Origin of the sequence: Bradyrhizobium sp. i1.15.2 (genome assembly GCF_040548425.1) — a bacterium.
Lineage (GTDB): Bacteria > Pseudomonadota > Alphaproteobacteria > Rhizobiales > Xanthobacteraceae > Bradyrhizobium > Bradyrhizobium canariense.
In genome coordinates this window covers 206,990-232,178 of the sequence record NZ_JBEPRQ010000006.1, presented here as the reverse complement: position 1 = coordinate 232,178, position 25,189 = coordinate 206,990, and the positions used below count along the sequence as shown (strand labels likewise).

General features: G+C 63.9%; 20 protein-coding genes. 8 read left to right on the top strand and 12 right to left on the bottom strand.

Annotation, left to right across the window (positions count from 1 at the left end; genetic code table 11):
• Positions 1–39 precede the first annotated feature (39 nt).
• The 5 genes from ABIB80_RS14270 (at position 40) to cnbZ (ending at position 8,256) form a co-directional block, all read left to right on the top strand.
• Positions 40–3,135 (top strand): MexW/MexI family multidrug efflux RND transporter permease subunit, encoded by a 3,096-nt coding sequence (locus ABIB80_RS14270; protein ID WP_007593878.1) that lies wholly within the window; start codon positions 40–42, stop codon positions 3,133–3,135.
• Between the two features lie 134 nt (positions 3,136–3,269).
• Entirely contained in the window at positions 3,270–5,867 is a 2,598-nt protein-coding gene (locus ABIB80_RS14265) for an ATP-binding protein (RefSeq protein ID WP_219682705.1), read from the top strand.
• Positions 5,864–6,253: a response regulator gene (locus tag ABIB80_RS14260; protein WP_007593876.1), complete on the top strand. Its 390-nt coding sequence runs from the start codon at positions 5,864–5,866 to the stop codon at positions 6,251–6,253. The genes ABIB80_RS14265 and ABIB80_RS14260 overlap by 4 nt, the downstream gene beginning before the upstream one ends.
• Positions 6,250–7,500 carry an adenylate/guanylate cyclase domain-containing protein gene (locus tag ABIB80_RS14255; RefSeq protein WP_007593875.1) on the top strand — a complete coding sequence of 417 codons (1,251 nt, stop codon included), beginning with the start codon at positions 6,250–6,252 and terminating at the stop codon, positions 7,498–7,500. The genes ABIB80_RS14260 and ABIB80_RS14255 overlap by 4 nt, the downstream gene beginning before the upstream one ends.
• A gap of 9 nt (positions 7,501–7,509) precedes the next feature.
• Positions 7,510–8,256: a 2-amino-5-chloromuconate deaminase CnbZ gene (gene cnbZ / locus ABIB80_RS14250; protein ID WP_219682703.1), complete on the top strand. Its 747-nt coding sequence runs from the start codon at positions 7,510–7,512 to the stop codon at positions 8,254–8,256.
• Between the two features lie 218 nt (positions 8,257–8,474).
• Here cnbZ and ABIB80_RS14245 read toward each other — a convergent pair whose 3' ends face one another.
• From ABIB80_RS14245 to ABIB80_RS14190, 12 genes are all read right to left on the bottom strand, one after another.
• Positions 8,475–9,365 (bottom strand): ABC transporter permease, encoded by an 891-nt coding sequence (locus ABIB80_RS14245; protein WP_354127727.1) that lies wholly within the window; start codon positions 9,363–9,365, stop codon positions 8,475–8,477.
• Positions 9,366–9,369: 4 nt separating this feature from the next.
• Positions 9,370–10,311: an ABC transporter permease gene (locus ABIB80_RS14240; RefSeq protein ID WP_007593862.1), complete on the bottom strand. Its 942-nt coding sequence runs from the start codon at positions 10,309–10,311 to the stop codon at positions 9,370–9,372.
• 31 nt (positions 10,312–10,342) lie between these two features.
• Entirely contained in the window at positions 10,343–11,866 is a 1,524-nt protein-coding gene (locus ABIB80_RS14235; RefSeq protein WP_354127726.1) for an ABC transporter substrate-binding protein, read from the bottom strand.
• Positions 11,867–11,889: 23 nt separating this feature from the next.
• Complete coding sequence (locus ABIB80_RS14230; protein ID WP_354127725.1) at positions 11,890–12,990, bottom strand: ABC transporter ATP-binding protein; 1,101 nt, start codon at positions 12,988–12,990, stop codon at positions 11,890–11,892.
• Positions 12,990–13,979 (bottom strand): ABC transporter ATP-binding protein, encoded by a 990-nt coding sequence (locus tag ABIB80_RS14225; RefSeq protein WP_354127724.1) that lies wholly within the window; start codon positions 13,977–13,979, stop codon positions 12,990–12,992. Before ABIB80_RS14225 ends, ABIB80_RS14230 begins: the two co-directional genes overlap by 1 nt.
• Positions 13,976–14,686 (bottom strand): DUF1028 domain-containing protein, encoded by a 711-nt coding sequence (locus tag ABIB80_RS14220; RefSeq protein WP_354127723.1) that lies wholly within the window; start codon positions 14,684–14,686, stop codon positions 13,976–13,978. Before ABIB80_RS14220 ends, ABIB80_RS14225 begins: the two co-directional genes overlap by 4 nt.
• A gap of 9 nt (positions 14,687–14,695) precedes the next feature.
• Entirely contained in the window at positions 14,696–16,501 is a 1,806-nt protein-coding gene (locus ABIB80_RS14215; protein ID WP_354127722.1) for a gamma-glutamyltransferase family protein, read from the bottom strand.
• Between the two features lie 81 nt (positions 16,502–16,582).
• Positions 16,583–17,572, bottom strand: a complete 990-nt coding sequence (locus ABIB80_RS14210; RefSeq protein WP_354127721.1) for an ABC transporter ATP-binding protein — start codon at positions 17,570–17,572, stop codon at positions 16,583–16,585.
• The gene (locus tag ABIB80_RS14205) at positions 17,569–18,555 is read right to left on the bottom strand and encodes an ABC transporter ATP-binding protein (RefSeq protein ID WP_219682697.1); all 987 of its coding nucleotides are present in this window, start codon (positions 18,553–18,555) and stop codon (positions 17,569–17,571) included. The genes ABIB80_RS14210 and ABIB80_RS14205 overlap by 4 nt, the downstream gene beginning before the upstream one ends.
• A gap of 13 nt (positions 18,556–18,568) precedes the next feature.
• Complete coding sequence (locus ABIB80_RS14200; protein ID WP_354127720.1) at positions 18,569–19,537, bottom strand: ABC transporter permease; 969 nt, start codon at positions 19,535–19,537, stop codon at positions 18,569–18,571.
• Positions 19,538–20,518: an ABC transporter permease gene (locus ABIB80_RS14195; RefSeq protein ID WP_007593842.1), complete on the bottom strand. Its 981-nt coding sequence runs from the start codon at positions 20,516–20,518 to the stop codon at positions 19,538–19,540. It abuts the gene before it with no gap.
• A gap of 101 nt (positions 20,519–20,619) precedes the next feature.
• On the bottom strand, positions 20,620–22,221 hold the full coding sequence (locus tag ABIB80_RS14190) for an ABC transporter substrate-binding protein (protein ID WP_354127719.1): 1,602 nt from the start codon (positions 22,219–22,221) through the stop codon (positions 20,620–20,622).
• A 304-nt stretch (positions 22,222–22,525) separates the two neighbouring features.
• On the opposite strand from ABIB80_RS14190, the gene ABIB80_RS14185 reads away from it, so the two are divergent.
• The 3 genes from ABIB80_RS14185 to ABIB80_RS14175 are packed head-to-tail and all read left to right on the top strand — an operon-like array spanning position 22,526 to position 25,180.
• Entirely contained in the window at positions 22,526–22,783 is a 258-nt protein-coding gene (locus ABIB80_RS14185; protein ID WP_007593837.1) for a DUF6489 family protein, read from the top strand.
• Positions 22,783–23,583 carry an esterase/lipase family protein gene (locus tag ABIB80_RS14180; protein WP_354127718.1) on the top strand — a complete coding sequence of 267 codons (801 nt, stop codon included), beginning with the start codon at positions 22,783–22,785 and terminating at the stop codon, positions 23,581–23,583. The genes ABIB80_RS14185 and ABIB80_RS14180 overlap by 1 nt, the downstream gene beginning before the upstream one ends.
• 46 nt (positions 23,584–23,629) lie before the next feature.
• Positions 23,630–25,180: a WS/DGAT/MGAT family O-acyltransferase gene (locus ABIB80_RS14175; protein WP_007593834.1), complete on the top strand. Its 1,551-nt coding sequence runs from the start codon at positions 23,630–23,632 to the stop codon at positions 25,178–25,180.
• Positions 25,181–25,189: the final 9 nt, after the last annotated feature.

Genomic DNA, 25,189 nt, shown 5'->3' with positions numbered 1-25,189 from the left:
TCATGCGTTTTGCAAGTCAAAGAAATCGAGATCGCCGCGATGCGCTTTACTGATATTTTCATCAAACGCCCGGTCCTGTCGGTCGTCGTCAGCCTGCTGATCCTGCTGATCGGTTTGCGCGCGGCGACGACGCTGCCGATCCGGCAATATCCGAAGCTGTCGAACACGGTCATCAACATCACGACCGTCTATCCGGGCGCGTCCGCGGACCTGATCCAGGGCTTCATCACCACGCCGATCGAGCAGGCGGTCGCTTCCGCCGAAGGTGTCGACTACATCACCTCGTCCTCGGTGCTCGGCACCTCGACGATCCAAGTCTACATCAAGCTGAACTTCGATCCGAACCAGGCGCTGACCGAGGTTCTGGCCAAGACGAACTCGGTCAAATATTTGATCCCGAAGGAATCCAACGACCCGATCGTCACCAAGACCACGGGCCAGACCACGGCCGTGATGTATCTCGGGTTCTCCTCCGAAGAGCTGTCGGGCTCGGCGATCTCGGACTATCTGACGCGCGTTGTGCAACCGGTGCTGTCGACCGTCGATGGCGTGGCCTCCGCCGACATTCTCGGCGGCCAGACCTTTGCGATGCGGCTGTGGCTTGATCCCCTGAAGATGGCGGGCCGCAACGTGTCGCCCGCAGATGTCGCGACCGCGATCACCGCCAACAACTTCCAGTCAGCGGCGGGGCAAACCAAGGGCTATCTCATCGTCTCGAACGTATCGACGAATACGGGCCTGACCGACGTCAACCAGTTCAAGAAGATGATCGTCAAGGCCAAGGACGGCGGCTTCGTGCGGATGGAGGACATCGCCACCGTCGAACTTGCGGCCCAGAGCACGGACGCGAGCGTCGCCTTCAACGGCGAGCACGCCATCTTCATCGGTGTGCAGGCAACGCCGCAGGGCAACCCGTTGACGCTGGTCAAAGGCGTGCGGGCGCTGTTCCCCGAGCTGGAGCGCAATCTGCCGCCCTCGATGAAGATGAAGGTCGCCTACGATTCGACCAAGTTCATCCAATCCTCGATTGACGAGGTCGAGAAGACGCTGGGTGAAGCCGTGATCATCGTGATCGTGGTGATCTTCCTGTTCCTGGCGTCGTTCCGTTCGGTGATCATTCCAGTCGTCACCATCCCGCTGTCGATGATCGGCGTCTGCACGCTGATGCTGGCGCTGGGCTTCAGCTTCAACCTGTTGACCCTGCTTGCGATGGTGCTCGCGATCGGACTCGTGGTCGACGACGCCATCGTCGTGGTCGAAAACATCCATCGCCATCTGGAGGAAGGGAAAACGCCAGTCCAGGCATCGCTGGAAGGCGCGCGCGAAATCGTGGGTCCCGTCGTCTCGATGACCATCACGCTCGCCGCCGTGTACGCGCCGATCGGTTTCCTCGGCGGCCTGACCGGCTCGCTATTCCGCGAATTCGCCTTCACGCTTGCGGGCTCGGTGATCGTATCCGGCGTGATCGCGCTGACGCTGTCGCCGATGATGTGCTCGGTGCTGCTGAAGAACACCGAAGAGGGTCGCTTCGCCAAGGCGGTCAACAAGGTGTTTGGCGCGCTGACGCGGTGGTATGGGCGCAGGCTCGACCGCTCGCTCGACTACAAGGCCATCACCGGCCTGTTTGCGGTGACCATCCTCGGGCTCGTCGGCTTCCTCTACATGCACACGTCGAAGGAGCTGGCGCCCGAAGAAGACCAGGGCATCGTGTTCGCGGTGACCAAGGCGCCGAAATACGCCAACATCGACTACGTCGACTTTTACGGCGAGAAGCTCGACAAGGAATTCCAGAAATTCCCCGAGACCGATCTGCGCTTCGTGCTGAACGGCATCAACGGCCCGCAGGGCGGTATCGCCGGCATGCTGCTGAAGCCGTGGGAGGACCGCAAGCGTTCGTCGATCCAGCTGAAGTCGCTGGTGCAGGCCGAGCTTTCCAAGATTGAGGGCGTGCAGGCGTTCGCGTTCAACCTGCCGCCGCTGCCGGGCGGCCCCGGCGGCCTGCCGGTGCAGATGGTGATCAACTCCACCGCCAGCTTCCAGACTGTCTACGAACAGATGGAGAAGCTGAAGGCTGCCGCCCGCAAGAGCGGAATGTTCATCGTTTCCGACAGCGATCTTGCCTACAACCAGCCGAACGTGAAGGTGACGATCAACCGCACCAAGGCGCAGGATCTCGGCGTCAACATGCAGAACCTCGGCAGCACGCTCGCCGTGCTGCTCGGCGGCAACTACATCAATCGCTTCAACCTCGAGGGCCGTTCCTATCAAGTCATCCCGCAGGTGCCGCGCGGTCAGCGGCTCTCGCCGGAATCGCTCGCCGGCTACTACGTGACGACCAACACCGGCCAGCAGCTTCCGCTGTCGACGGTGGTGTCGATCGAGACCAAGACCGAGCCGAATTCGCTGACACATTACAATCAGCTCAATTCGGCGACCTTCTCAGCGGTACCGATGCCCGGCGTGACCGTCGGTGCGGCGGTGGACTTCCTCGAGAGCGAGGCCAAAAACCTGCCGCAAGGTTTCAGCCATGATTATCTCGCGGACAGCAGGCAATATGTGCAGGAAGGCAACCAGCTCGCGATCACCTTCGGCTTCGCGCTGATCATCATCTTCCTGGTGCTGGCGGCGCAGTTCGAGAGCTTGCGCGATCCGCTGGTCATCATGATTTCGGTGCCAATGGCGATCGTTGGCGCGCTGATCCCGCTGTTCTTCGGCGTGGCGACCATGAACATCTACACCCAAGTCGGCCTTCTGACCTTGGTGGGCCTGATCACCAAGCACGGCATCCTGATGGTGGAGTTCGCCAACGAGCTCCAGATCAACGAACGGCTCGATCGCCGCTCCGCCATCGAAATGTCGGCCCGCATTCGTCTGAGGCCGATCCTGATGACCACGGCCGCGATGGTGACGGGCCTTATCCCGCTCCTGACCGCGACCGGCGCAGGCGCGGCGAGCCGCTTCTCGATCGGTCTGGTGGTCGTCGCCGGAATGTCGATCGGCACGCTGTTCACGCTGTTCGTGCTGCCGGCGGTCTACGTGGTGCTGGCGACCGACCATCGCGCGGCGGCCGATTCCGAGCGGAACAAACAGGTCAACGATCTCGACCTTGGCTCCAAGGCGCTACGGCCGACCTGAGGCCGCAGGTAAGCCAACCCGAGGGCGGCAGCGGCTAATCCGTTGCCGCCCTTTTTCTATTGCCCCGGTTGCTTCGGCTAGCTTTTCCCCGCTCGCGAGAGACAAGGTCCCGTCTTCTTGCTAGGTTCGGCGGGATGAGCCTTTCCCTCCACCCTGACACCCCGCAAGCCAGGACGCTGCCAAGCGCGGCGCCGGTTGCCGTCGCGTCGGGCACGACGCCAGGGCAGGGGATCAGGAGCCGGCTCTTCACGAAATATGTGGCGCTGTTCGTGGCTGTCGTCGCGATCGCGCTGCTGGCCAACGGGCTGTTCGAGGTCCTCTTCTATTATCGCGAGCACAAGGCCGCGCTGATCCGGGTCCAGCATGAACAGGCCGAGGCAGCCGCGGCCAAGATTGGTCAGTTCGTCAAGGAGATCGAGAGCCAGCTCGGCTGGACCACGCAGCTGCCCTGGTCGGCGGGTTCGATCGAGCAGCGCCGCTTCGATGCGCTGCGGCTGCTGCGCCAGGTCCCCGCGGTTACCGAGCTCGCCCAGGTCGATGCGACCGGCAGGGAGCGGCTGCGGGTCTCGCGGCTCGCCATGGACGCGATCGACAGCGGCATCGACCTGTCGGACGATCCGAAGTTCACCGAGGCGGTCGCGCACAAGGTTTTTTACGGTCCGGTCTATTTCCGCAGGGAATCCGAGCCGTACATGACCCTGGCGCAGGCCGGGTCGCGCAAGGATGCCGGCGTCAGTATCGCGGAGGTCAATCTCAAGCTGATCTGGGACGTGGTATCCCAGATCAAGGTCGGCGAGCACGGACACGCCTACGTGGTCGGTCCGGAGGGACGCCTGATCGCGCACCCCGATATCAGCCTGGTCCTGCGCAACACCGACATGTCAGGTCTCACCCAGGTGCGTGCCGCGCTTCTCGGAGGCAGCGCCGCATTCGACGCGCTTTCCGAAGCGCGCAATCTCCAAGGACAGAAGGTGCTGACCGCGTCGGCGCCGATTGCGCCGCTGCACTGGACCATGTTCGTCGAGCTCCCGGTCGAGGAAGCCTATGCGGCGCTCTATGCCGCGTTGGAACGGCTTGCATTCGTGCTGCTCGCGGCGTCGATCTTCGCGGTGCTTGCCGGGATATTCCTGGCGCGCCGCATGGTCGGGCCGATCCAGGCGCTGCGGCGCGGCGCCGAGCGCATCGGCAGCGGCGATTTCTCCCAGCGCATCTCGATCCGAACCGGAGACGAGCTGGAGGGGCTCGCGGACCAGTTCAACGACATGGGCGAGCGTCTGCAGGAATCCTATGCGGACCTGGAGAAGAAGGTCGAGGTGAGAACGGCCGAGTTGACCGAGTCGCTCGAGCAACAAACGGCTACGTCGGAAGTGTTGCAGGTCATCAGCTCGTCTCCGGGCGAACTCGCGCCGGTGTTCCACAAGATGCTCGAGAATGCCACACGCGTCTGTGGCGCGAGTTTCGGCGTGATGAATTTGTGGGACGGCGAGAGTTTCACGATTGCTGCGGATTACAATGTGCCGCCCGCGTTCGCGGCTTCGCGGAAAGATATGGCAATCCGTCCGCATCCGGAGAGCGCGCTTGCTGAGGTCGTCAGGACACGTCAGGTTGTTCACGTGCACGATGTGCAACAAACTCCGGCGTATCTTGCCGGGGGGCCGACCATTCGTGGAATCTCCGACGTCGCCGGCGCCCGCACGATCGTCATCGTGCCCATGATGAGGGACAGCGAGCTGATCGGAACCGTCGCGGTCTATCGCAAAGAGGTCCGGCCGTTCACCGACAAGCAAATCGCGTTGGTTGAGAACTTCACGAAGCAAGCCGTCATCGCAATCGAGAATACGCGGCTTCTGAACGAGTTGCGCAAGCGTACGACGGAGCTGTCGCAATCCCTCGACGATCTTCGTACCGCGCAGGACCGCCTGATCCAGACCGAGAAGCTCGCGTCCCTCGGCCAGCTCACGGCGGGGATCGCGCACGAGATCAAGAACCCGCTCAATTTCGTCAACAATTTCTCGGCGGTGTCGACCGAGCTGATCGACGAGCTCAACGAGGCCTTGCAAGCGGCCTCGCTCGACGGCAAGACGAAGGAGGAGGTCGAGGAGCTGACCGGCATGCTCAAGAGCAACCTCGAAAAAGTGGTGCAGCATGGCAAGCGCGCCGATTCCATCGTCAGGAACATGCTGCTGCATTCGCGCGAGGGCTCCGGCGAGCATCGCCCCAGCGATATCAATGCGATCCTGGAGGAGAGCCTTAATCTCGCCTATCACGGCGCACGTGCCGAACGGCCCGGCTTCAATGTCACGATCGAGCGCGGCTTCGACCCCGCCGCAGGCATGGTCGATATCTATCCGCAGGAAATCACGCGCGTCTTCCTCAATCTGATCTCGAACGGCTTCTACGCCACCGCCAAGCGCAAGGAGAGCGACGCAGGCGCCTTCGAGCCCACGCTACGCGCGGCTACCAAAACTCTCGGCGAGAGGGTCGAGATCCGCATTCGCGACAACGGCACCGGGATCCCTTCCGATGTGAAGGAGAAGATGTTCAATCCCTTCTTCACCACCAAGCCGGCCGGCGAGGGCACCGGCCTTGGCCTTTCCATGAGCCATGACATCGTCGTGAATCAGCACGGCGGCACGATCGACGTGAACACCGAGCCCGGCGTATTCACCGAGTTCATCATCACCCTGCCGCGCATGATGGCGGCGGGCGACACTTCCGGAGGCAAGACTTGAACGTTTACATCCTGGTCGTCGATGACGAGCCCGACGTCGAGGCGCTGTTCCGGCAGCAGTTCCGGCGCGATTTGCGCGCCGGCCGCTTCCAGATGGAATTCGCGCCGTCCGCGCCCGATGCGCTGAAGCTCGCTGCCGAGGTTCGCGATCCGTCGTTGATCCTGATCCTGTCCGACATCAACATGCCCGGCATGAGCGGACTCGACATGCTGCCGAAGGTGCGTCTTGCGCATCCGGACGTTCCCGTCATCATGATCACCGCCTATGGCGACGCCGAGACGCGCCGGAAGGCTATCGAGCGCGGCGCAGTCGGACTTCTCACCAAGCCGATCGATTTCGCGCTGCTGCGGCAGGAAATCGACACGAGGCTCGGGCAAGCCGCATGACCGCGACCATCCTCTTCGTCGACGACGAGCCGGATCTCGAGGCGTTGGTCCTGCAAAAATTCCGCAGGCAGATTCGCGATGGGTCGGTGACCATCATGTTCGCGCGCGACGGCCTCGAAGCGCTGCAGTCGCTCGAGCAGAACCCCCATGTCGACATGGTGGTCTCCGACATCAACATGCCCAGGATGGACGGGCTGTCGCTGCTGGCGAAACTCCAGGAAGCCGAAGACAAGAAGTCCACCATCATCGTGTCGGCCTATGGCGACATGAGCAATATCCGCACTGCGATGAACCGCGGTGCGTTCGACTTCCTGACCAAACCGATTGACTTCGCCGACCTCGAGATGACGATCCAGAAGACCATCCGCCACATCGAAATGCTGCGTGAGGTGCGAGGCCGCCAGGCGGAGGCGGAGCGCGCCCATGCCGCGCTCTCGCGTCATTTCTCGCCCGAGCTCGCCAAGCGTCTGGCGGCCAGCGGTGAGAGCGAGGGAATCGAAGTGCAGTGGCGCGATGTCGCGACCATCTTCACGGACATTACCGGCTTCACCTCGCTGGTCGAGAGTGCGCCTCCGGAGACGCTGGGCGCGCTTCTCAACGAGTATGTCGGCGGCATGACCGAGGTCGTCTTCGCGCACGAGGGGACTGTCGCCAAGATCATCGGCGATGCGATCCAGGTGCTCTTCAACGCACCCGGCGATCAGCCCGATTATGCGACCCGCGCGGTCGCCTGCGCACATGATCTCGACGCCTGGGCCGAGGATTTTTCCGCGCGCTGGAAGGTGAGAGGCGTGAATTTCGGCACCACCCGTATCGGCATCCACGCCGGGCCGGCACTGGTCGGAAATTTTGGCGGCAACCGGTTTTTCGACTACACCGCGTATGGAGATTCCATCAACATCGCGGCACGGCTGGAAGCCGCGAACAAGCATCTGGGCACGCGGATTTGCGTCAGTGACGGCATCGCCGAGACGGCTGAGAATTTTCGAGGTCGTCCCGTCGGCGAGCTGATGCTGCGTGGACGCAGCGAACCGTTGCGCGCGTTCGAGCCGCTGGCTCCGGCCCAATTCGCTGCGCCGGAAACGGCGCTGTATTCCAAGGCTTTTGCCAAGATGGAGGCCGGTGATGCCGCCGCCATGCCGGCCTTCGCCGCACTCGTCGGCATGCATGCCGACGATTCCCTGGCCGGCTTTCACCTGAAGCGCCTGCTTAACGGCGACAAGGGCATTCGCATGCAACTGGAATAGGAGTCCGACATGGTTGGTGAATTTAGCGCCGGAAACTACCGTTTCATTCCGTCCGTATTCCAGTACTCGGCCGGTGCGGCCGCTGACGATGGCTATGAGATCGAGCGCGTCCGCTTCGACCGGCTGGTGCCGCTCGCGGAAGGGTTTGCGCTTGCCGCGAAGTATATTCAGGCGGCGGGGCGGCCGCTGACGGCGTTCTGCGCCTGCGAACTGCGCTCGCCCGCGGCCTTCAGCGAGGAAGGCTTTCGCGCGTTCAACCTGCACTATGTGAAGACGCTGTCCGAATGGGGCATCTTCGACGGCACCACCAATCCGGTCGCGCGCAGCAATGTCTGTCCCGAGATCGATCCACCGGCCAAGCCGTCGTTCTATGCGTTCTCCTTCACGCGGCCGACAGGCTCGAAGACGCCGAGCTTCGTGATTTCCGGCGGCGCCGAGGCGCGCGAGGGCAGTGGGACCTATGTCGAGCGCACCGTGCGCTACCGCGACCTCAGCTTGGAAGGCCTTCGCGAGAAGGTGCGCTTCACGACGACGTCCCAGATGGAGAACAGGATGACGGCCTTCGGCTTCGGTTGGAAGGACACGACCGGCGTGCAGGCCTATTCCGTGCACGACTTCCACCACACGCTGGTCGACGAGCTCGTCCGCCGCGGGGCGTTGCGGTCCGGCCTGACCTGGCACTATGCCCGGCCGCCGGTGGTCGATCTCGAATACGAGATGGATTGCCGCCGTGTGATGCGCGAGGTCGTGATCTAGCTAGACTAAGGACCGGTGAGATCAGGCTCGTTTGCTGCAACGGGGGAGGTGTGCTCCCTCCCCCGCTTGCGGGGGAGGGTTGGGGAGAGGGTATTTCCGCAATCGAGAACCCCCAAGAGGAGAGAGCCCTCACCCGGCGCATTGCGCCGGCCTCTCCCGCAAGCGGGAGAGGTGCACCAAGCCCGGGGCCGCTTAATTCAACCTATTCTCATTCCGCTCTAACGCTGCCTTGGATCGAGCGCGTCACGTAGGCCGTCGCCGAGCAGGTTCAGCGACAGCACCACGAGGAAGATCGCAAGCCCCGGCCAGATCGCCATCCAGGGCGCCTGGGTCAGGAAACGCTGCGCTGCGTTGAGCATGCTGCCCCAGGACGGCGCCGGCGGCTGCTGGCCGAGGCCAAGGAAGGACAGCGCGGCTTCGGCGATGATGGCGGCGGCAATCGATAGCGTCGCCTGCACCAGCAGCGCCGGCAGGATGTTCGGCAGGATGTGCGAAAACGCGATCCGCCACGGCGGGTTGCCGAGCGCGCGCGCCGCCTCGACATAGTCCTCGGCCTTGACGTTCAACACCTGGCCGCGGGTCAGGCGGATGAAGATCGGGGTTGCCGAGATGCCGATCGCGATCATGGCATTGCCGAGGCTCGGACCGAGGAATGCGGCGAGCGCGATCGCCAGGATCAGGAATGGGCAGGCCAGCATCGCGTCGGTCATCCGGCTGATCAGCGCATCGAGGAAGCCGCCGCGATAGCCGGCGAGCAGGCCGAGCGGAACGCCGACGCCCAGCGCGATCGCGACCGAGATGAGGCCCGCGAGCAGGGACGCGCGCGCGCCGTAGACGACGCGGCTCAGGATGTCGCGACCGAGCTCGTCGGTGCCGAACCAGTGTGCCGCGGTGGGCGGCTTGCGGACGAGGCCCCAGCTCGTCGCGATCGGATCGTAAGGCACGACGAACGGCGCGAGCAGCGCGAAGCCGACGAACAAGGTGATCATGACAAGTCCGAATACTGCGGCCTTGCGTTTGAACAAGCGCCGCCGGGCGCGACGCGCCGGGCTGTCCAGCTCGTCAGCTTGCGCGATAGGAGCGGCGGCGGGCAGGGCGGCATCGGTCATGAGTCTAGCCCCGCAGCCGCGGATTGACGAGGATGTAGGCGACATCGGCAACGAGATTGAGGGTAATGTAGACCGTCGCCGTCACCAGCACGACGCCCTGTACGACCGCGTAGTCGCGGTTGAATACGGCGTCCACGATCAGTTTGCCGAAGCCGGGAATGGAGAAGATCTGCTCGGTCAGAACCGCCCCCGACAACAGCGTGCCGAGCTCGAGCGCGCCGAGTGTGATGATCGGCGTGAGTGCGTTGCGCATGGCGTGCTTGAGGATGACCGAGCGTTCGGACAATCCCTTGGCGCGCGCGGTGCGGACATAGTCGCTTTCCAGCACCTGCAGCATGGCGCTCCGGGTGTGCCGCATCAGGACCGCGGAAATCGCGTTGCCGAGCACGAAGGCCGGCATGATGGTGGCGGCGAGGCTCGCGCGCCAGTTCTCGGTCAGCGGCACGTAGCCGGACGCCGGCAGCCAGCCGAGCTCGATCGAGAACAGGAAGATCAGCATGATGCCGAGCCAGAAATTCGGCGTCGAGATGCCCCACAGCGCGAACAAATTGGCGCCATAGTCCCAGACGGTGCCCCTTTTCACGGCGGAGACGATGCCGGCGGGAATGCCGATCAGGAGCGCGATCAACATTGCCATCGAGCCGAGCTGGAGCGTCACCGGCAGCTTCTGCGCGATCAGCTCGCGTACCGGCATCTTGTTGCGCAGCGATTCACCGAAATTGCCTGATAGAACGCCCTTAAGCCAATAGACGTACTGTACGGGGATCGGCTGATCGAGCCGGTATTGATGGCGGATCTGTTCGATTGCCGCGGGATCGCGCTCCTCGCCGGCCATCACCAGCGCGGGATCCCCCGGCAGCAATTGCTGGAGCGAGAAGATCAGCAGCGACACGAAGAACAGTGTCGGCACGATCTGCACAATGCGGCGGGCGAGGAAGTTCAGCATGGCGCCGGCCGGTTGTCGGGCGATGCCACGCTCACTTGAACTTCAGCCCGACCACGCGCACCAGCCCGTCGGGCATCTGCCTGTATCCCTGGAGCTTGGTCGTGTGCGCAATCAGAAGCGTGCGGTGGTAGATGTAGATGATCGGCAAATCGTCGAGCAGGATCTTGGTCATCTTCTCGTAGATCGCTTTGCGCTCCGCGACATTGGCGGTCAGCCTTCCTTCTTCCATCAGCTTGTCGGCCTCCGGATTCGAATAGACGCCATCGTTCTGCGGTGCCTTGCTGCGCATGAAGATATAGCAGTTGCCGTCGGGATCGATGCGACCGCTCCAGTTGATCTGGAAGATCTGGAACTCGCCGGCCTGGGCCTGCTTGAAGGTGGTCGCGAATTCGACGACGCGGACCTTGATGTCGAAACCTGCTTCGGCCGCCATGGACTGCACGACCTGAGCGACGGCCTCGTACTCGGTCCCCTTCGGCACCATGTAGTCGACCGTGACGGGCAGGCTGACGCCAGCCTCCTTCAACAGCGCCTTCGCTTTAGCGATGTCGCGACCATGAAGGGGGAATGCCTTCTGGTAATAGGGATGCGTCGGGCTGACCCATTGATTGCCGGGGGTGAACTCGCCGTTGAACACGACCTGGTTGATCGCCTCGCGATCGATCGACAGATCGAGCGCCTGACGGACTTTCGCCGATTGGCTCAGCGGCCCCTTGGCCTTGTCATTGCCAATATTGATGGTCAGGCCGAGATAGCCCAGCTCAGGCGCCGTTGACAGCACGAGCTTGGGGTCGGCGCGGACGTCCTTGATGTCGGTGGCGAGCACGCGCTCGATCAGATCGAGCCCGCCGGACTTCAGGTTGGCAAGGCGCACCGTGGCATCCACGATCGGCAGGAACACCACGCGGTCGATATGGATGTTGTCCTTGTTCCAGTAATCGGCGAATCTCTCGAACACCATGCGGTCCTGCTGCACGCGCTCGACGAATTTGTAGGGACCGGCGCAGACCGGATGCAGGCCGAACTTGTCGCCGGCCTCCTTGGCGGCCTTCGGCGACACCATCATGCCGGAGCGGTCGGTCAGCTGGGCGATCAACGGGGAGTAAGGCGTCTTGAGCACCAGCTTGATGGTCAGGGGATCGACCACCTCGACATGGTCGACGCTGGCGAGCTCGGACTTGCGGAACGAACCCGGCAGCGTCATGTGACGCTCGATCGAGAATTTTGCCGCTTCCGCGTCGAGCGGTTCGCCGTCGTGGAATTTCACGTTCGGCCGGAGCTTGATGGTCATCTCCTTGCCGTCGGCCGAGGTCTCATGGGACAACGCGAGCTGCGGCACGATGTTGAGCTTCTCGTCGATGTCGAACAGCTTGTCGCAGAAGGCGGAGAATACGATGCGCCCGACATAGGTACGGCCGATGCTGGGGTCGAGGATATCAGGGTCTTCGCCGATGCCGATGCGAAGCGTGGTCTGGGCCTGGGCCTGGAGTTGGGCCGCGCCTACGAGCGACGTCAGCAATGCCGACGCCAGGAGTGCCAAACGCATAGGACTCATCGCTCTCAACCTCTGTTTCACGGCTATGCCGGGTTCGTCCCCAATGAACTAACCCCGCTGCCGCGGACTGCTTCCGGGCCGCCGCTGAAAGCGGCGACCAATTTTTCGAGAACCGGGGAGAAGCCGCCGTCCGTTGGGACGATTGCCTCGGACGACGGCAGTTCCGACGTTCGGTGGCATGCCGTTGCATGTCCGATGCCATCCGGCATGAGCTGAGGCATTTCGCTGCGGCAACGGTCGACCACGTAGGGGCAGCGGGTGTGGAAGCGGCATCCCGGCGGCGGATTGAGCGCGCTGGGGATCTCTCCCTGCAGCACAATCCGGCTGCGCTTTGCCCGCGGTTTAGGCACGGGAATCGCGGACATTAGGGCCCGGCTATAGGGATGACGCGGTGCGGCGAACAGCGCGTCCGCCGCCGCCGTCTCGACGATCTGGCCGAGATTCATCACCGCCACGTGGTCGGCGATGTGCTTGACCACGGCGAGGTCGTGCGAGACGAAAATGTAGGCCAGCCCAAGCCGATCCTGGAGTTCGCGCAGCAGATTGAGGATCAGCGAGCGGATCGAGACGTCGAGCGCCGAAACCGGCTCATCGCAGATGATCAGTTTCGGCTCGACCGCGAGCGCGCGGGCGATGGCGATGCGCTGGCGCTGGCCGCCGGAGAATTCGTGCGGGTAACGCCGCGCCAGCCGCGGCTCCAGCCCGACCAGCCGCAGGATCTCCTCGACGCGTTCGCGGCGCCGGGCGGGCGGCACCAGGTTGTGCAGCGCCAGCGGCTCGGTCAGGATCTGGCCGACGGTCATGCGCGGATTGAGCGAGGCGTAGGGATCCTGGAAGATGATCTGCGCCTCGCGGCGAAAGGCGCGCAGCGCGCCGGCGTCGAGCGAGAGCAGATCGCGGCCTTCGAAATGGATCGTGCCTGCATCCGGCTCGATCAGCCGCAGCACCAGGCGGCTGACGGTGGATTTGCCGCAGCCGGACTCACCCACCAGCGCCAGCGTCTTGCCGGCATCGAGCGAGAAGGAAACGCCATCAACGGCTTTGACATGCGCCAGCGCCCTTCCAAACAGCGAACGCTCGGCGACGAAATGCTTGACCAGGCCATCGACCTTGAGCAGCGCCATCACGACACCAGACGTTCGAGCGGCGCGCGGATGCAGCGCGAGAGGTGGCCGGGACTGATTTCGACCAGCCGCGGCGGCGCCTTGGTGCAGGCGTCCAGCACGAAGGGGCAGCGTGCGGCGAAGCGGCATCCCGCAGGCGGCTGCATCATGTTCGGAACCATGCCCTCGATCGTGGCGAGCTGTTCGGCGCGATGGTCGAGCCGCGGGATCGAGCCGAGCAGGCCGACGGTGTAGGGATGCTGCGGCGCTGAGAACAGCTCGTCCACCGGCGCGCGCTCGACGATCTCGCCGGCATACATCACCGCGACCTCGTCGCAGACTTCGGCGACGACGCCCAGATCGTGGGTGATCAGGATGATGGCCGCGCCGCTCGCCGCCTTCAACTCGCGCATCAGCTCCAGGATCTGCGCCTGCAGCGTGACATCGAGCGCGGTGGTTGGCTCGTCCGCGATCAGCAGCCGCGGGTCGCAGGCGAGTGCCATCGCGATCATGACGCGCTGACGCATGCCGCCGGAGAGCTTGTGCGGATATTCGTCGATCCGCCGCTCGGGCGAGGGGATGTGGACGCGACGCAGCAGATCGATCGCCCGCTCGCGCGCACTCCTGCGCGAACCGCCGCGGTGGCGCAGAATCGTCTCGACGATCTGGTCGCCGATGGTGAAGCTCGGATTGAGCGAAGTCATCGGCTCCTGAAAGATCATCGCGAGCCGGTTGCCGCGGAGGTCGCGCAGCGTCTGGTCCGATGTCTTAAGCAGGTCGAAGCCGTCGAAGCGGATCGCGCCGGAGATATCCGCGCTCTGCTTTGGCAGCAGGCCCATGATCGCCAGCGACGTCACGCTCTTGCCGCAGCCGGATTCGCCGACGAGGCCGAGCGTCGCGCCGTGGGCGACGCTGAGATCGACGCCGTCGACCGCGTAGGTGAGGCGGCCGTCGTCGCCGTGAAAACGAATGCGCAGATCGCTGATCTCGATGAGCGGGCTCGGGTTCATGATCGTTTTGCGCGCGCTGCGGCGATGCTCGCGTCGATGACACTGCGATCGGTGTTGCCGGCTGGGTTCTGCCGCGTCGGCATGGAGGCGCGGAAGTGTACCCAGAGCTCGTGGCTGACCCGTTCGAGCCGCTCGAGCTCACCGAGCGGATCGGGATGATCGTCGGCGCGCAGGTCCAATGCCGGCCATTCCTCCTTGCCGTGGATCAGGAGCGCAGCGGATTGCTTGCCGCGCTTGTCGCCGCCGGCGGCCTCGCCCGCGCGCATCGCGGCGAGCAGGCGGCGCGGGAAGGGCAGGCTGTCATTGGCGATATAGGTTTTTGCGGTCTCGTCGAGCACGTCGGCGCCGGCAAGCATGTTGCCGGCGATGGAGAAGCCGCTGCCGGCTATGTGGCCGCACCAGTCGACGCAATCGCGCCCGGTATGCGCGGCGATCGCGCCGCTGGCGTCCATGATGTGGATCTGGCGGCTCTCGCGGCCGTCATCGGTTGCGAGCAGGCTGGCGAGAACATCATGTGCGTTGAGGCCTTCGCGCAAAAGCTTGACGCCGTCGATGCCGTAATAGGGATTGACGAAGGCCTGCGTCGCGATGGCGCCGAGGCCGGCGGCGATATAAGGCACGCGCGCGCCGACGGCGAAGAAGCGCGTGGCAACGGCGATGCCGAACTGGCCGGTAGCAGAATCGCGCGCGATGATCGACCAGGTCATGTGCTGCCTCTAGCGCCCTGCGGCGTAGCCCTGCATGCCGCGCGGATTGGCGGCAGCCCGGCGGCGCGGACCGACGCGCGAAGCCGCGGTGAGGCGGCCTTCCGACCAGTCGGGACCGACCTCGACGATATGTCCGCGTTCGCGAAGATTCTCGATCGTCGCCTTCGGCACGCGGTTCTCGACCACGAGCACGCCGGGGCGCGCGGTGCGGGGCCAGAACGAGATCGGGAAATGTTCGGAATGCCAGGCCGGGGCGTCGATCGCTTCCTGGAGATTGAGGTTGCAATGGACGTGCCGCAGGAAAAACTGCGTGATCCACTGATCCTGCTGGTCGCCGCCCGGCGAGCCCCAGGCGAGATATGGCTCGCCGTCCCGCAACGCCATGCTCGGCGACAGCGTCGTGCGCGGCCGCTTGCCCGGCGCGAGCGAGCTCGGTTGATTCTCTTCCAAATCAAACATTTGTGCGCGGCTGCCGAGGCAGAAACCCAGCTCGGGAATGACAGGTGAGGATTGCAGCCAGCCTCCCGACGGAGTCGACGACACCATGTTGCCGGCCTTGTCGATAATGTCGAAATGCACGGTGTCGCCGCGCACCTCGCCGAAGCGGCCCACCGTCGGTTCACCGGCGCCGAGCGCGCCGACAGCCTCGCGCTGGCCCTCGGCGCGGCGCAGCTTGACCACGCCGCCAAAGCCCTCGATCGCACCGGGCCGGAGATCGAGCGAGGCCTCGTCGGTGACGAGCTTGCGGCGCTCGTTGTTGTAGGCATCCGACAGCAGCGTTCCGATCGGGATCTCGCTGAACTTGGGATCGCCGTAGAATTTTTCGCGGTCGGCGAAGGCGAGCTTGGCGCATTCGATCTGGAGATGGATGAATTCCGGCCCTGTCGGGTCCAACCCATCGAGCGCAAAGCCCTTCAGCAGCGCGAGCTGTTGCAGCGTCACCGGGCCCTGGCTCCAAACGCCGGCCTTGCAGACGGTGTAGCGGCCATAATCGTAGGTGAGCGGGGCCTCGACCGTCGGCTGCCACCGCGCCATGTCATCGGCCGACAGCACACCGCGATGCGGCGAGCCGCTAACGTCCATCACCTCCTGCGTCCGGCAGAATTTGTCGATGGCTTCCGCGACAAAGCCTTGCGACCAGGCCTTGCGTGCACGCTCGATCTCGGCGTCCCGACCGCCGCCGCCGCTTTCGGCTTCGCTCAGGATCCGTGCGTAGGTCGCCGCAAGTGTCTTGTTGGTGAAGAGCGTTCCCGGTGTTGGCACTTCGCCGTTTGGGAGATAGACGGCGGCTGATGTCGGCCAGTGCGTGCGCAATAATTGCTCGACGGTCTGGATCGTGGCGCAGGCGCGCTCAACCAGCGGATAGCCGTCGCGCGCATAGGAGATCGCGGGCTCCAGCACGTCGCGCACGCGCATCGTGCCGTAGTCACGCAGCAGCATCATCCAGGATTCGAAGGTGCCGGGGACGCAGGCCGCGAGCAGGCCGGTGCCGGGCACCATGTCGAGGCCTTCGCTCTTGTAATGCGCGATGGTGGCGCGGGCCGGTGCCGGACCTTGGCCGCAGATCACCTCGGTGCGGCCGCGTTTCACGTCGTGCACGATGATCGGAACGTCGCCGCCGGGGCCGTTCAGATGCGGCTCGACCACCTGGAGCGTGAAAGCGGTGGCGACGCCGGCGTCAAAGGCATTGCCGCCCTTTTCCAGGATGGCCATGCCGATAGCGGTCGCGATCCAGTGCGTGGTCGCGACGACCCCGAAGGTGCCTTCGATCTCGGGGCGTGTCGTGAACGGATCGGGATTGACGATGCTGGCCATGGACTACCTCATTTGCGGCGCGCGCAATTGATCACAGGGCCAGGCCGCCGCCAAATGCGCAGGCTGCATGGCTAGCGCGCGTCACGCCGGTACCGGCGCGGTGTTGACCGCGTGGCAGGCGACGCCGTCGATCAGGCTCGGCGTCTCCTTGCGGCAGAGGTCGAACGCCAGCGGGCAGCGCGGATTGAAAGCGCACCCGGACGGCGGATTGATCGGGTTCGGGATCTCGCCCTTCACGGGAATGCGCTGGCGGCCGCTCATGGCAAGATCGGGCACGGCGCCGAGCAGCATCTTGGTGTAGGGCATGCGCGGACGGGCAAACAGCTCGCGCCCTTCCGCGATCTCGACGATGCGGCCGAGATACATCACGCCGACGCGGCTCGCCATGTGGCGGACCACGGCGAGGTTGTGGCTGATGAACATGTAGGTCAGGCCGAACTTGTCCTGGAGGTCGCGCATCAGGTTCAGGATCTGCGCCTGCACGGAGACATCAAGCGCGGAGGTTGGCTCGTCGCAGACAATGAACTCGGCGTCGGAGGCGAGCGCGCGAGCGATCGCGATGCGCTGACGCTGGCCGCCTGAGAATTCGTGCGGAAACTTCAACCTGTCGTCGGGATGCAGGCCGACGAGGGTGAGAAGCTCTCCGACGCGCGCCTGGATGTCGCGCTCGCCCTCGATCAGGTCGAAAGCGCGGATCGGCTCGGAGATGATGGCGTCGACCCGGAAGCGCGGGTTCAGGCTCGCATAAGGATCCTGGAAGATCATTTGGATGCGGCGGCGCAGTTTCCGCCGCGCCTGGGCCTGCCGCGGATCGGTCATCGAGATGCCGTCGATCAAGACGTTGCCGGAGCTTGGCGGCAGCAAGCCGACGACCATCCGCGCTACCGTAGTCTTGCCCGAGCCGGATTCGCCGACCAGTGCAAAGGTCTCGCCCTTCCTGATGTCGAAGGTGACGCCGTCGACGGCCTTGAGATATTCCAGCTGCCCGCCTTCGAGCATGCGGTTGAGCCAGGGCTTCGAGACGTCGAAGACGCGGCGCAGATTCGTGGCCTGGACGAAGGGAGTGCTCATGCCGCGCTCTCCGCCGGCACGCTGTCATAGAGGTGGCAGGCGACCGATTGCGCACCGCGCGGCAGCGGCTCCGGCCTCTCCACGCGACATCGGTCGAATGCGAATGCGCAGCGCGGATTGAACGAACAGCCGCGCGGGATCGCCGACAGGCGCGGCATGGAGCCGGGGATCTGCACCAGACGCTTGTCGTCGCCGGCAAGGGTCGGGATCGCGCCCATCAGGCCCTTGGCGTAGGGGTGCAGCGGGTTCCTGACCACGTCCTGCACCGGACCGATCTCGGCGACTCGGCCGGCATACATCACCGCGACCCGGTCGGAGGTCTCGGCGATCACGCCCATGTCGTGGGTCACCAGCATCACCGCGGTGCCGTGGTCGCGGCCGAGACGCTTGATCAGCGAGATGATCTGCGCCTGTACGGAGACGTCGAGCGCGGTGGTCGGCTCGTCGGCGATGATCAGCTCCGGTTCGGCGCAGATCGCGAGCGCAATCACAACGCGCTGGCGCATGCCGCCGGAGAATTCGTGCGGATAGCCGTCGATGCGCTTTTCCGGAGCCGGAATGCCGACTTCGGCGAGCAGGTCGATGGCTCGCCGGCGGGCGGCGGTCTCGGACAGGTTCAGATGGGTTCTGATCGTCTCGATGAGCTGGTCGCCGATCTTGTACAGCGGATTGAGCGAGGTGAGGGGGTCCTGGAAGATCATGCCGATACGTTTTCCGCGCACGCGGCGCATCTCTTCCGGCGGCAGATTGTCGATGCGCAGGCCGGAGAGGCGGATCTCGCCGCCCGAGATGCGGCCCGGGGAATCGATCAGGCCAATGACCGCGAGTCCGGTGACCGATTTGCCGGCGCCGGACTCGCCGACAACACCGAGCACCTCGCCTTTGGCGATATCGAAGGAGACACTGTCGATCGCGCGCAGCGTGCCCCGGCGGGAGGCGAACTCGACCTGAAGATTACGAACGGAGAGAACGGGCTCGGTCATGAACGCTGCATACTCATCGGAGTTTCGGGTTAAGCGCGTCACGCAGCCAGTCGCCGAGCAGGTTGATCGACAGGATCAGCGCCGCGAGTGCGATTCCAGGGAAGGCGACGATCCACCATTCGCCCGCGAACAAATAGTTGTTGCCGATGCGGATCAGCGTGCCCAGCGATGGCATGGTCTCGGGCATCCCCGAGCCGAGGAACGACAGCGTCGCCTCGGTAATGATAGCGAGCGCGAGATTGATGGTGGCGATGACGAGAATCGGCCCCATCGTGTTCGGCAGCACGTGGCGCAACATGATCACCGGGGCGGGCAGGCCAATGAGCTGGGCGGCGGCGACATAGTCCTTGTTCTTCTCGACCATGACGGAGCCGCGCACGGTGCGGGCATATTGCACCCAAAAGCTCAACCCGATCGCGAAGACCAGGACAGCCAGCATGCTCATCTCGTCGAGCTTGTTGCCGAAGACCGATTTGGCGATGCCGTTGATCAGCAGCGCGATCAGGATCGCCGGGAATGAAAGCTGCACGTCGGCGATGCGCATGATCAGCCCGTCGACGGCACCGCCGAAATAGCCGGCCGTCAGCCCGAGCAGGATGCCGATCGCGCCGGAGAAGACGACGCCGAGCACGCCGACGAGAAGCGAGATGCGCATGCCGTAAAGGATTGCAGACAATACGTCCCGGCCTTGTTCGTCGGTGCCGAGCAGGAACGGGCTCTGGCCGTCGGAGGTCCATAATGGCGAAATGCGCGAGTTCATCAGCTGGAGCTGCGCCGGGTCGAAGGGATTCTGGACCGACAGCACCGAGGCGAGGATCGCGACCAGGAAGAACAGCAGCGTCACCGCCGCTGCGACCATGGTGATCTTGGAGCGGCGAAATGAATAGAACAGGTCGCTGTCGAGCGCGCGTTTGAACCAACCCGGCGCGTCGGCGCGCGCGCCGCGTTCTTCGACCTTGTGCGGGACGACGGCTTCGCTCATTCAATGTGCCCGGCTGATCGTCGAGCGCAGCCGCGGATCGACGATGGTGTAGAGGATATCAACCACGAGATTGATGGTGACGAAGATCAGGGACACCATCATCAGATAGGCGGCCATGATCGGGATATCGACATTCTGCACGGCCTGCACGAACAGCAACCCCATGCCGGGCCACTGGAACACGGTCTCGGTGATGATCGCAAATGCAATTACCGAGCCAAATTGCAGGCCGGCCACCGTGATGACCGGGATCAGCGTGTTGCGCAGCGCATGACCGTAATGGATGGCGCGGGTGGTGAGGCCGCGGGCACGGGCGAAGCGGATGTAGTCGGTGCGCATGACTTCGAGCATCTCGGTGCGGACCAGGCGCATGATCAGCGTCATCTGGAACAAGCCCAGCGTGATCGAGGGCATGATCAGCGCCTTCAGTCCGGACAGCGTCAGCAGACCCGTCGTCCACCAGCCGATATGCACGACGTCGCCGCGCCCGAACGAGGGCAGCCAGCCGAGCGTCACCGAGAACAGGTAGATCATGAGAATGCCGATCAGGAAGGTCGGCAGCGAGATGCCGATCAGCGAGATCGCCTGGAACGCGTGTGTGAGCCAGCTGTCGCGGCGAAGCGCCGAATAGACGCCCATCAGGATGCCACAGAGCATCGCGAAGATGGTGGCGCAGATCGCGAGCTCCAGGGTCGCGGGCATCCGCTCCATCAGAAGATTGCTGACAGGCAGGCGGAATTGGTAGGAGACGCCGAACTTGAACTGCGCAGCGTTGCCGATATAGCGGCCGAACTGCACGATCACGGGATCGTCGAGGCCGAGCGATTTGCGGATCGCGGCACGTTCGGCGCCCGACGTGTCCATCCCGACCATCTGGTTCACGGGATCGCCGGCGAAACGAAACATCGAGAAGGAGATGATCCCGACGGCGATCATGACACCAATGGCCTGAATGGCCCGGCGCAGTGTGAAAGCGAGCATCTGTTCCTTTCACATTTCTTCAGTGGCACGCATCATTGCGTTAGCCCGAAATAGCAAGTCCCGGAAGCCAGGGCTTCCGGGACTTCACAACTTGTCGACACCTACTCGTCCTGCTTGGTCGCCCAGTAGAGCATGACCATGTTGTCCGCACGCTGGGTCAACTTCACCTTCTTCGAGACGCCCCAGGCGAGCGCCTGCTGGTGCAGCGGGACGTAGGCCCAGTCCTTCATCGAGACCTCGAAGGCCTGCTTGATCAGGAGATCGCGCTTGCCCGTATCGGGTTCCACGAGAACCTTGTCGGCGAGCTCGTCGAACTGCTTGTTGCAATAGCCGGCGAGATTGGCTTCGCCGCGGTTCGGATCCTTGGGATCGTCCCGGCAGCCCATGATGTCGTGCAGTACGTTATGGGAGTCGAGCGTATCCGGGGTCCAGCCCAGCATGAACAGCGAAGTCTTGTAGCCGCCGGGCTTCAGCACCTTGGCGAAATACTGGGCCTTCGGCTGCGCCAGCAGGTCTACCTTGATGTTGATGCGGGCGAGCATGCCGACGACCGCCTGACATATCGCGGCGTCATTGACGTAGCGATCGTTCGGGCAGTCCATCGTCACCTCGAAACCATCAGGATAGCCGGCATCCGCCAGGAGCCTCTTGGCGGCGTCAGGATCGAGCTTCGGCCGGGTGAAGTCCTTCGACAGCGAAAAGATCTCCGGCGCAACCATCAGCGCGGACGGTGTGGAGAGCCCGCGCATGACGCGATTCTTGATCAAATCGATATCGATTGCCCGGTAGACAGCTTCGCGGACGCGAACGTCCTTGAACGGGTTCTTGCCCTTGACGTTGGAGTACAACAGCTCGTCGCGCGCCTGATCCATGCCAACGAAGATGGTGCGGAGCTCGGGCCCCGTCAGCACGGTGGCGTTCGGACTCGCTTTCACGCGCTCGATATCCTGGACCGGAACCGGCTCGATCACGTCGACCTCGCCGGACAACAGCGCTGCGACACGCGTGGCCGGGTTGGCGATCGGCGTGAAGACGATCTCCTTCAGATTATGTTCCGGCTTGCGCCACCAGTTCGGATTGGCCTTGAAGACGGTCTTCACGCCCGGCTGATGGCTTTCGATCGTGAAGGCGCCGGTGCCGTTCTCATGGAGCGAGGCGTAGCTCGGGGTCGTCGCGGCGGCAGGCGTCGGTGCCGTCGCATCGTTCGCCTCTGCCCATTTCTTGTCCATGATGTACCAGGTCGCCCACAGCGCCGTCAGGATGGGATTGGGCGAGGTCAGGACGAAATCGACGGTGTAATCGTCGATCTTGACCACCTTGGCATCGGCGGGAACGCGGCTCTGGAAATTCGAACCTTTCGCCCGCACGCGCTCGGCCGAGAACACCACGTCGTCCGCGGTGAACGGGTCGCCGTTGTGGAATTTGACGTCCTTGCGGAGGTGAAAGCGCCAGCGTGTCGGCTCCGGCGTCTCCCAGCTTTCGGCGAGTGCCGGGACGATCTTCAGGTCCTTGCCGCGGGCAACCAGGCCCTCATAGACATGACCGAGATGCGCACTGGTGGTCGACTCGTTCAGCGTGTACGGGTCGAGCGACTTGAGCTCACCCTGGTTGGCGTAGCGCAGCGTCTGGCTCGACGCCGGCGAGACCGCCCACGCAAGCATACTGGCGAGCGTCGCCGCAAACAGACTTCGTCCGACTGACATTCTTGACCTCTCCACTCGCCCGCACCGTCATTTTTGATTGTTCGGCGGGGCTGATCGAACCATGTTGCCCAGAGTTCTCGACCCGTGCAAGCGCCATTCCAGCAAGGAACGCGCCAAGTTGCACCGCTGTGCAGCAATGCTGACCGGCATTGACGGGTGGATGGGCGCGGACGCGGCTGATTTTGATTGACCATATCCGCCGATCGGGGAAGCCGGTGGCTGCCACCGCCCTCAGGTCGCTTGCGTTGCACACCTTCTCGCGGCGATACTGCGGACGGCCGCTCGAATCTCATCTGGAGGGGACATGAAAGTTAACATCGAAATCGATTGCACCCCCCTCGAGGCCCGCCAGTTCATCGGATTGCCGGATCTGGCACCGATGCAGACGGCGGTGATGGACAAGCTGCAGCAGCAGGTTCTGAGCAACATCGACAAGGTCTCGCCGGAGTCGCTGATCCAGAGCTGGTTCACCTTCGATCCAAAGCTCGCCGAGCGGTTTCAGGACATGTTCGTCACCATGGCCGGCCTCGGCGGCACCCGCAGCGGCGACAAGAAGAAATAATGCCGCCCGGTCCGGACGGGCCGCAGACCCCGGGCCGGCTTCGTCCGCCCGGCCTTGCTTTGCTGCTCGCCGAAGCCCGTGGGTTGCTCGAACTCAACGCCAGCCTGCTGCTGTCGCCGGTCCTGATGCGGGCGCCCAAAGGCGATGGCCATCCGGTGCTGGCGCTGCCGGGCTTCCTCGCCAGCGACCTCTCGATGGCGCCGATGCGGCGCTATCTCAGCGAGCTCGGCTATGAGGCACGTGCCTGGCAGATGGGCCGTAATTTCGGCGGGTTCGGACGGATGCGGGATTCGTTGCGCGCCCGTCTCGCCGAAATCCATGCTGCGAGCGGACGCAAGGTCAGCCTGGTCGGATGGAGTCTGGGCGGCGTCCATGCGCGCGATCTCGCGCTGCAGGCGCCCGACATGGTCCGCAATGTCATCACGCTCGGCAGCCCTTTTGCCAATGACATACGAGCGACCAATGCGACGCGGCTCTACGAGATGATGTCCGGCGAGCGTGTCGAGGATTTCGCCGAGCTGCGGGAGGCGATCGCGGGCGATCTTCCGGTGCCGGCGACGTCGATCTATTCGCGCGCCGACGGCATCGTGAACTGGCGGACCTGCCTGCTGCGTCCCTCCGACCGCGCCGAGAACATCGAGGTGCATCTGGCGAGCCATATCGGGCTTGGGGTGAACCCCGCGGCGCTGTGGGCAGTGGCAGACCGCCTTGCGCAACCGGAGGGAGAGTTCTGGCCATTTGACAGGGCAGGGCCGTTTGCCATTGCATATGCCCCGCCGGAACAGGCAGTATCGGCCTGACGAGAAGCGCCGCCTAAGGCGCCCGTCAAATACTCGGGAGGGAACCATGGCTGACGGTAAGAAACTGTCGTCGCTGGACGCGTCGTTTCTCTATCTGGAAACGCCGGAAATGCCGATGCATGTCGGGAGCATGGCGATCTTTCGCCTGCCGGACGACTACAAGGGCGACTTCTTCGAAGATTTCAAGGCGATGATCGTCTCGCGCCTGCACGTCGCGCCGATCCTCAAGGCGCGCCTGGAGAAGGCGCCGCTCGACATCGATCATCCCTCCTGGGTCGAGGACGAACAGTTCGACATCGATCGTCACATCTTTCGCGCCAGCCTGCCGCAGCCGCGCGACCGCGCCACGCTTGAGCGCATCGTGGGCTGGATGCACGCCAAGCTCTTGAACCGCGCCCGCCCGCTCTGGGAGTTCTACGTGTTCGAGGGCATGAAGGACAACGAGGTCGGACTTTATTCGAAGATGCATCATGCTGCCATCGACGGCGGCGCCGGTGCGGCGCTGACCAACATGATCTACGATATCTCGCCGATCCCGCGGAAGGTCGATCCGCCGACCGCGGGAGCGAAGCCCGGGCAAGAGCCGCGCGACATCGCGGCGAACCTGGTCGATTCCTACCAGCAGCTCTTCACCCAGCCGCTCGATGCATCTGCGGCCGCGAAGAACCTGCAACTGCCGCGCACCGGCAAGAGTGACATCGGTTCGATCCTGTTCGACAATGCGATGTACCAGATCGAGAGTGCGGTACGCTTCGCCGGCAACATCCCGACCATGGTCAAGAGCGTCTCGGACGTGCTCGGCAAGATATCCGATCCAAAATCGCGCGAGAGCCTCGCCAGCATGGTGTCGCCACCGACCATGCTCAACAAATCGATCTCGTCCGAGCGCAGCTTCGCCGGCGTCTCGATCTCGCTGTCGCGATCCAAGGCGCTGGCCAAGCAGGCCGGCGGCAAGCTCAACGATGTCGTGCTGGCCCTCGCCTCCGGCGTGGTCCGGCGCTACCTGCAGCAACACGGAACGCTGCCGGCGAAGTCCTTGACCGCTGCCGTGCCGATCTCGCTGCGCGAGGAGGGCAACACCGAGGCCAACAACCAGGTGTTCGGCATGATCTGCTCGATCGCGACCAACATCGACGATCCCAAGGCACGCCTGGAAGCTATCATCGCGCAATCGACCAAGTCCAAGGAGATGTCGCATCCGCTGCGGGCACTGATGCCGCAGGTCTCCAACATCTCGATGCTGGGTGCGCCGATCATCGTTCAGATCATGGCGCTGCTCTACAGCCGCTCCGATTTGTCGAATGTGCTGCCGCCGGCTGCGAACATCACGGTGTCCAACGTGCCGGGGCCGCGGCAGACGCTCTACGCCGCGGGCGCGGAGCTGTTGCACATCTTTCCGGTGTCGATCTCGACGCACGGGCAGGCGCTCAACATCACCGTGCAGAGCTATCGCGACCAGCTCGATTTCGGCTTCATCGTCGGCGCCAACATCATTCCGCACGTGCAGGTGATGTGCGACATGCTGCCGGAGGAGTTTGCCGCGCTGGAGGCTGCCTATGCCTTGCCCGCGGCGGACATCAAGGGCGCCGCCGAGTAGGAATGTTCC

Coding starts and splice junctions, on each gene's coding strand:
- ABIB80_RS14185 (WP_007593837.1), top strand. CDS start 22,526: ATGAAAGTTAACATCGAAATCGATTGCACCCCCCTCGAGGCCCGCCAG.
- ABIB80_RS14220 (WP_354127723.1), bottom strand. CDS start 14,686: ATGACCTGGTCGATCATCGCGCGCGATTCTGCTACCGGCCAGTTCGGC.
- ABIB80_RS14210 (WP_354127721.1), bottom strand. CDS start 17,572: ATGAGCACTCCCTTCGTCCAGGCCACGAATCTGCGCCGCGTCTTCGAC.
- ABIB80_RS14270 (WP_007593878.1), top strand. CDS start 40: ATGCGCTTTACTGATATTTTCATCAAACGCCCGGTCCTGTCGGTCGTC.
- ABIB80_RS14245 (WP_354127727.1), bottom strand. CDS start 9,365: ATGACCGATGCCGCCCTGCCCGCCGCCGCTCCTATCGCGCAAGCTGAC.
- ABIB80_RS14200 (WP_354127720.1), bottom strand. CDS start 19,537: ATGAGCGAAGCCGTCGTCCCGCACAAGGTCGAAGAACGCGGCGCGCGC.
- cnbZ (WP_219682703.1), top strand. CDS start 7,510: ATGGTTGGTGAATTTAGCGCCGGAAACTACCGTTTCATTCCGTCCGTA.
- ABIB80_RS14195 (WP_007593842.1), bottom strand. CDS start 20,518: ATGCTCGCTTTCACACTGCGCCGGGCCATTCAGGCCATTGGTGTCATG.
- ABIB80_RS14265 (WP_219682705.1), top strand. CDS start 3,270: ATGAGCCTTTCCCTCCACCCTGACACCCCGCAAGCCAGGACGCTGCCA.
- ABIB80_RS14205 (WP_219682697.1), bottom strand. CDS start 18,555: ATGACCGAGCCCGTTCTCTCCGTTCGTAATCTTCAGGTCGAGTTCGCC.
- ABIB80_RS14175 (WP_007593834.1), top strand. CDS start 23,630: ATGGCTGACGGTAAGAAACTGTCGTCGCTGGACGCGTCGTTTCTCTAT.
- ABIB80_RS14255 (WP_007593875.1), top strand. CDS start 6,250: ATGACCGCGACCATCCTCTTCGTCGACGACGAGCCGGATCTCGAGGCG.
- ABIB80_RS14215 (WP_354127722.1), bottom strand. CDS start 16,501: ATGGCCAGCATCGTCAATCCCGATCCGTTCACGACACGCCCCGAGATC.
- ABIB80_RS14180 (WP_354127718.1), top strand. CDS start 22,783: ATGCCGCCCGGTCCGGACGGGCCGCAGACCCCGGGCCGGCTTCGTCCG.
- ABIB80_RS14240 (WP_007593862.1), bottom strand. CDS start 10,311: ATGCTGAACTTCCTCGCCCGCCGCATTGTGCAGATCGTGCCGACACTG.
- ABIB80_RS14225 (WP_354127724.1), bottom strand. CDS start 13,979: ATGAACCCGAGCCCGCTCATCGAGATCAGCGATCTGCGCATTCGTTTT.
- ABIB80_RS14230 (WP_354127725.1), bottom strand. CDS start 12,990: ATGGCGCTGCTCAAGGTCGATGGCCTGGTCAAGCATTTCGTCGCCGAG.
- ABIB80_RS14235 (WP_354127726.1), bottom strand. CDS start 11,866: ATGAGTCCTATGCGTTTGGCACTCCTGGCGTCGGCATTGCTGACGTCG.
- ABIB80_RS14190 (WP_354127719.1), bottom strand. CDS start 22,221: ATGTCAGTCGGACGAAGTCTGTTTGCGGCGACGCTCGCCAGTATGCTT.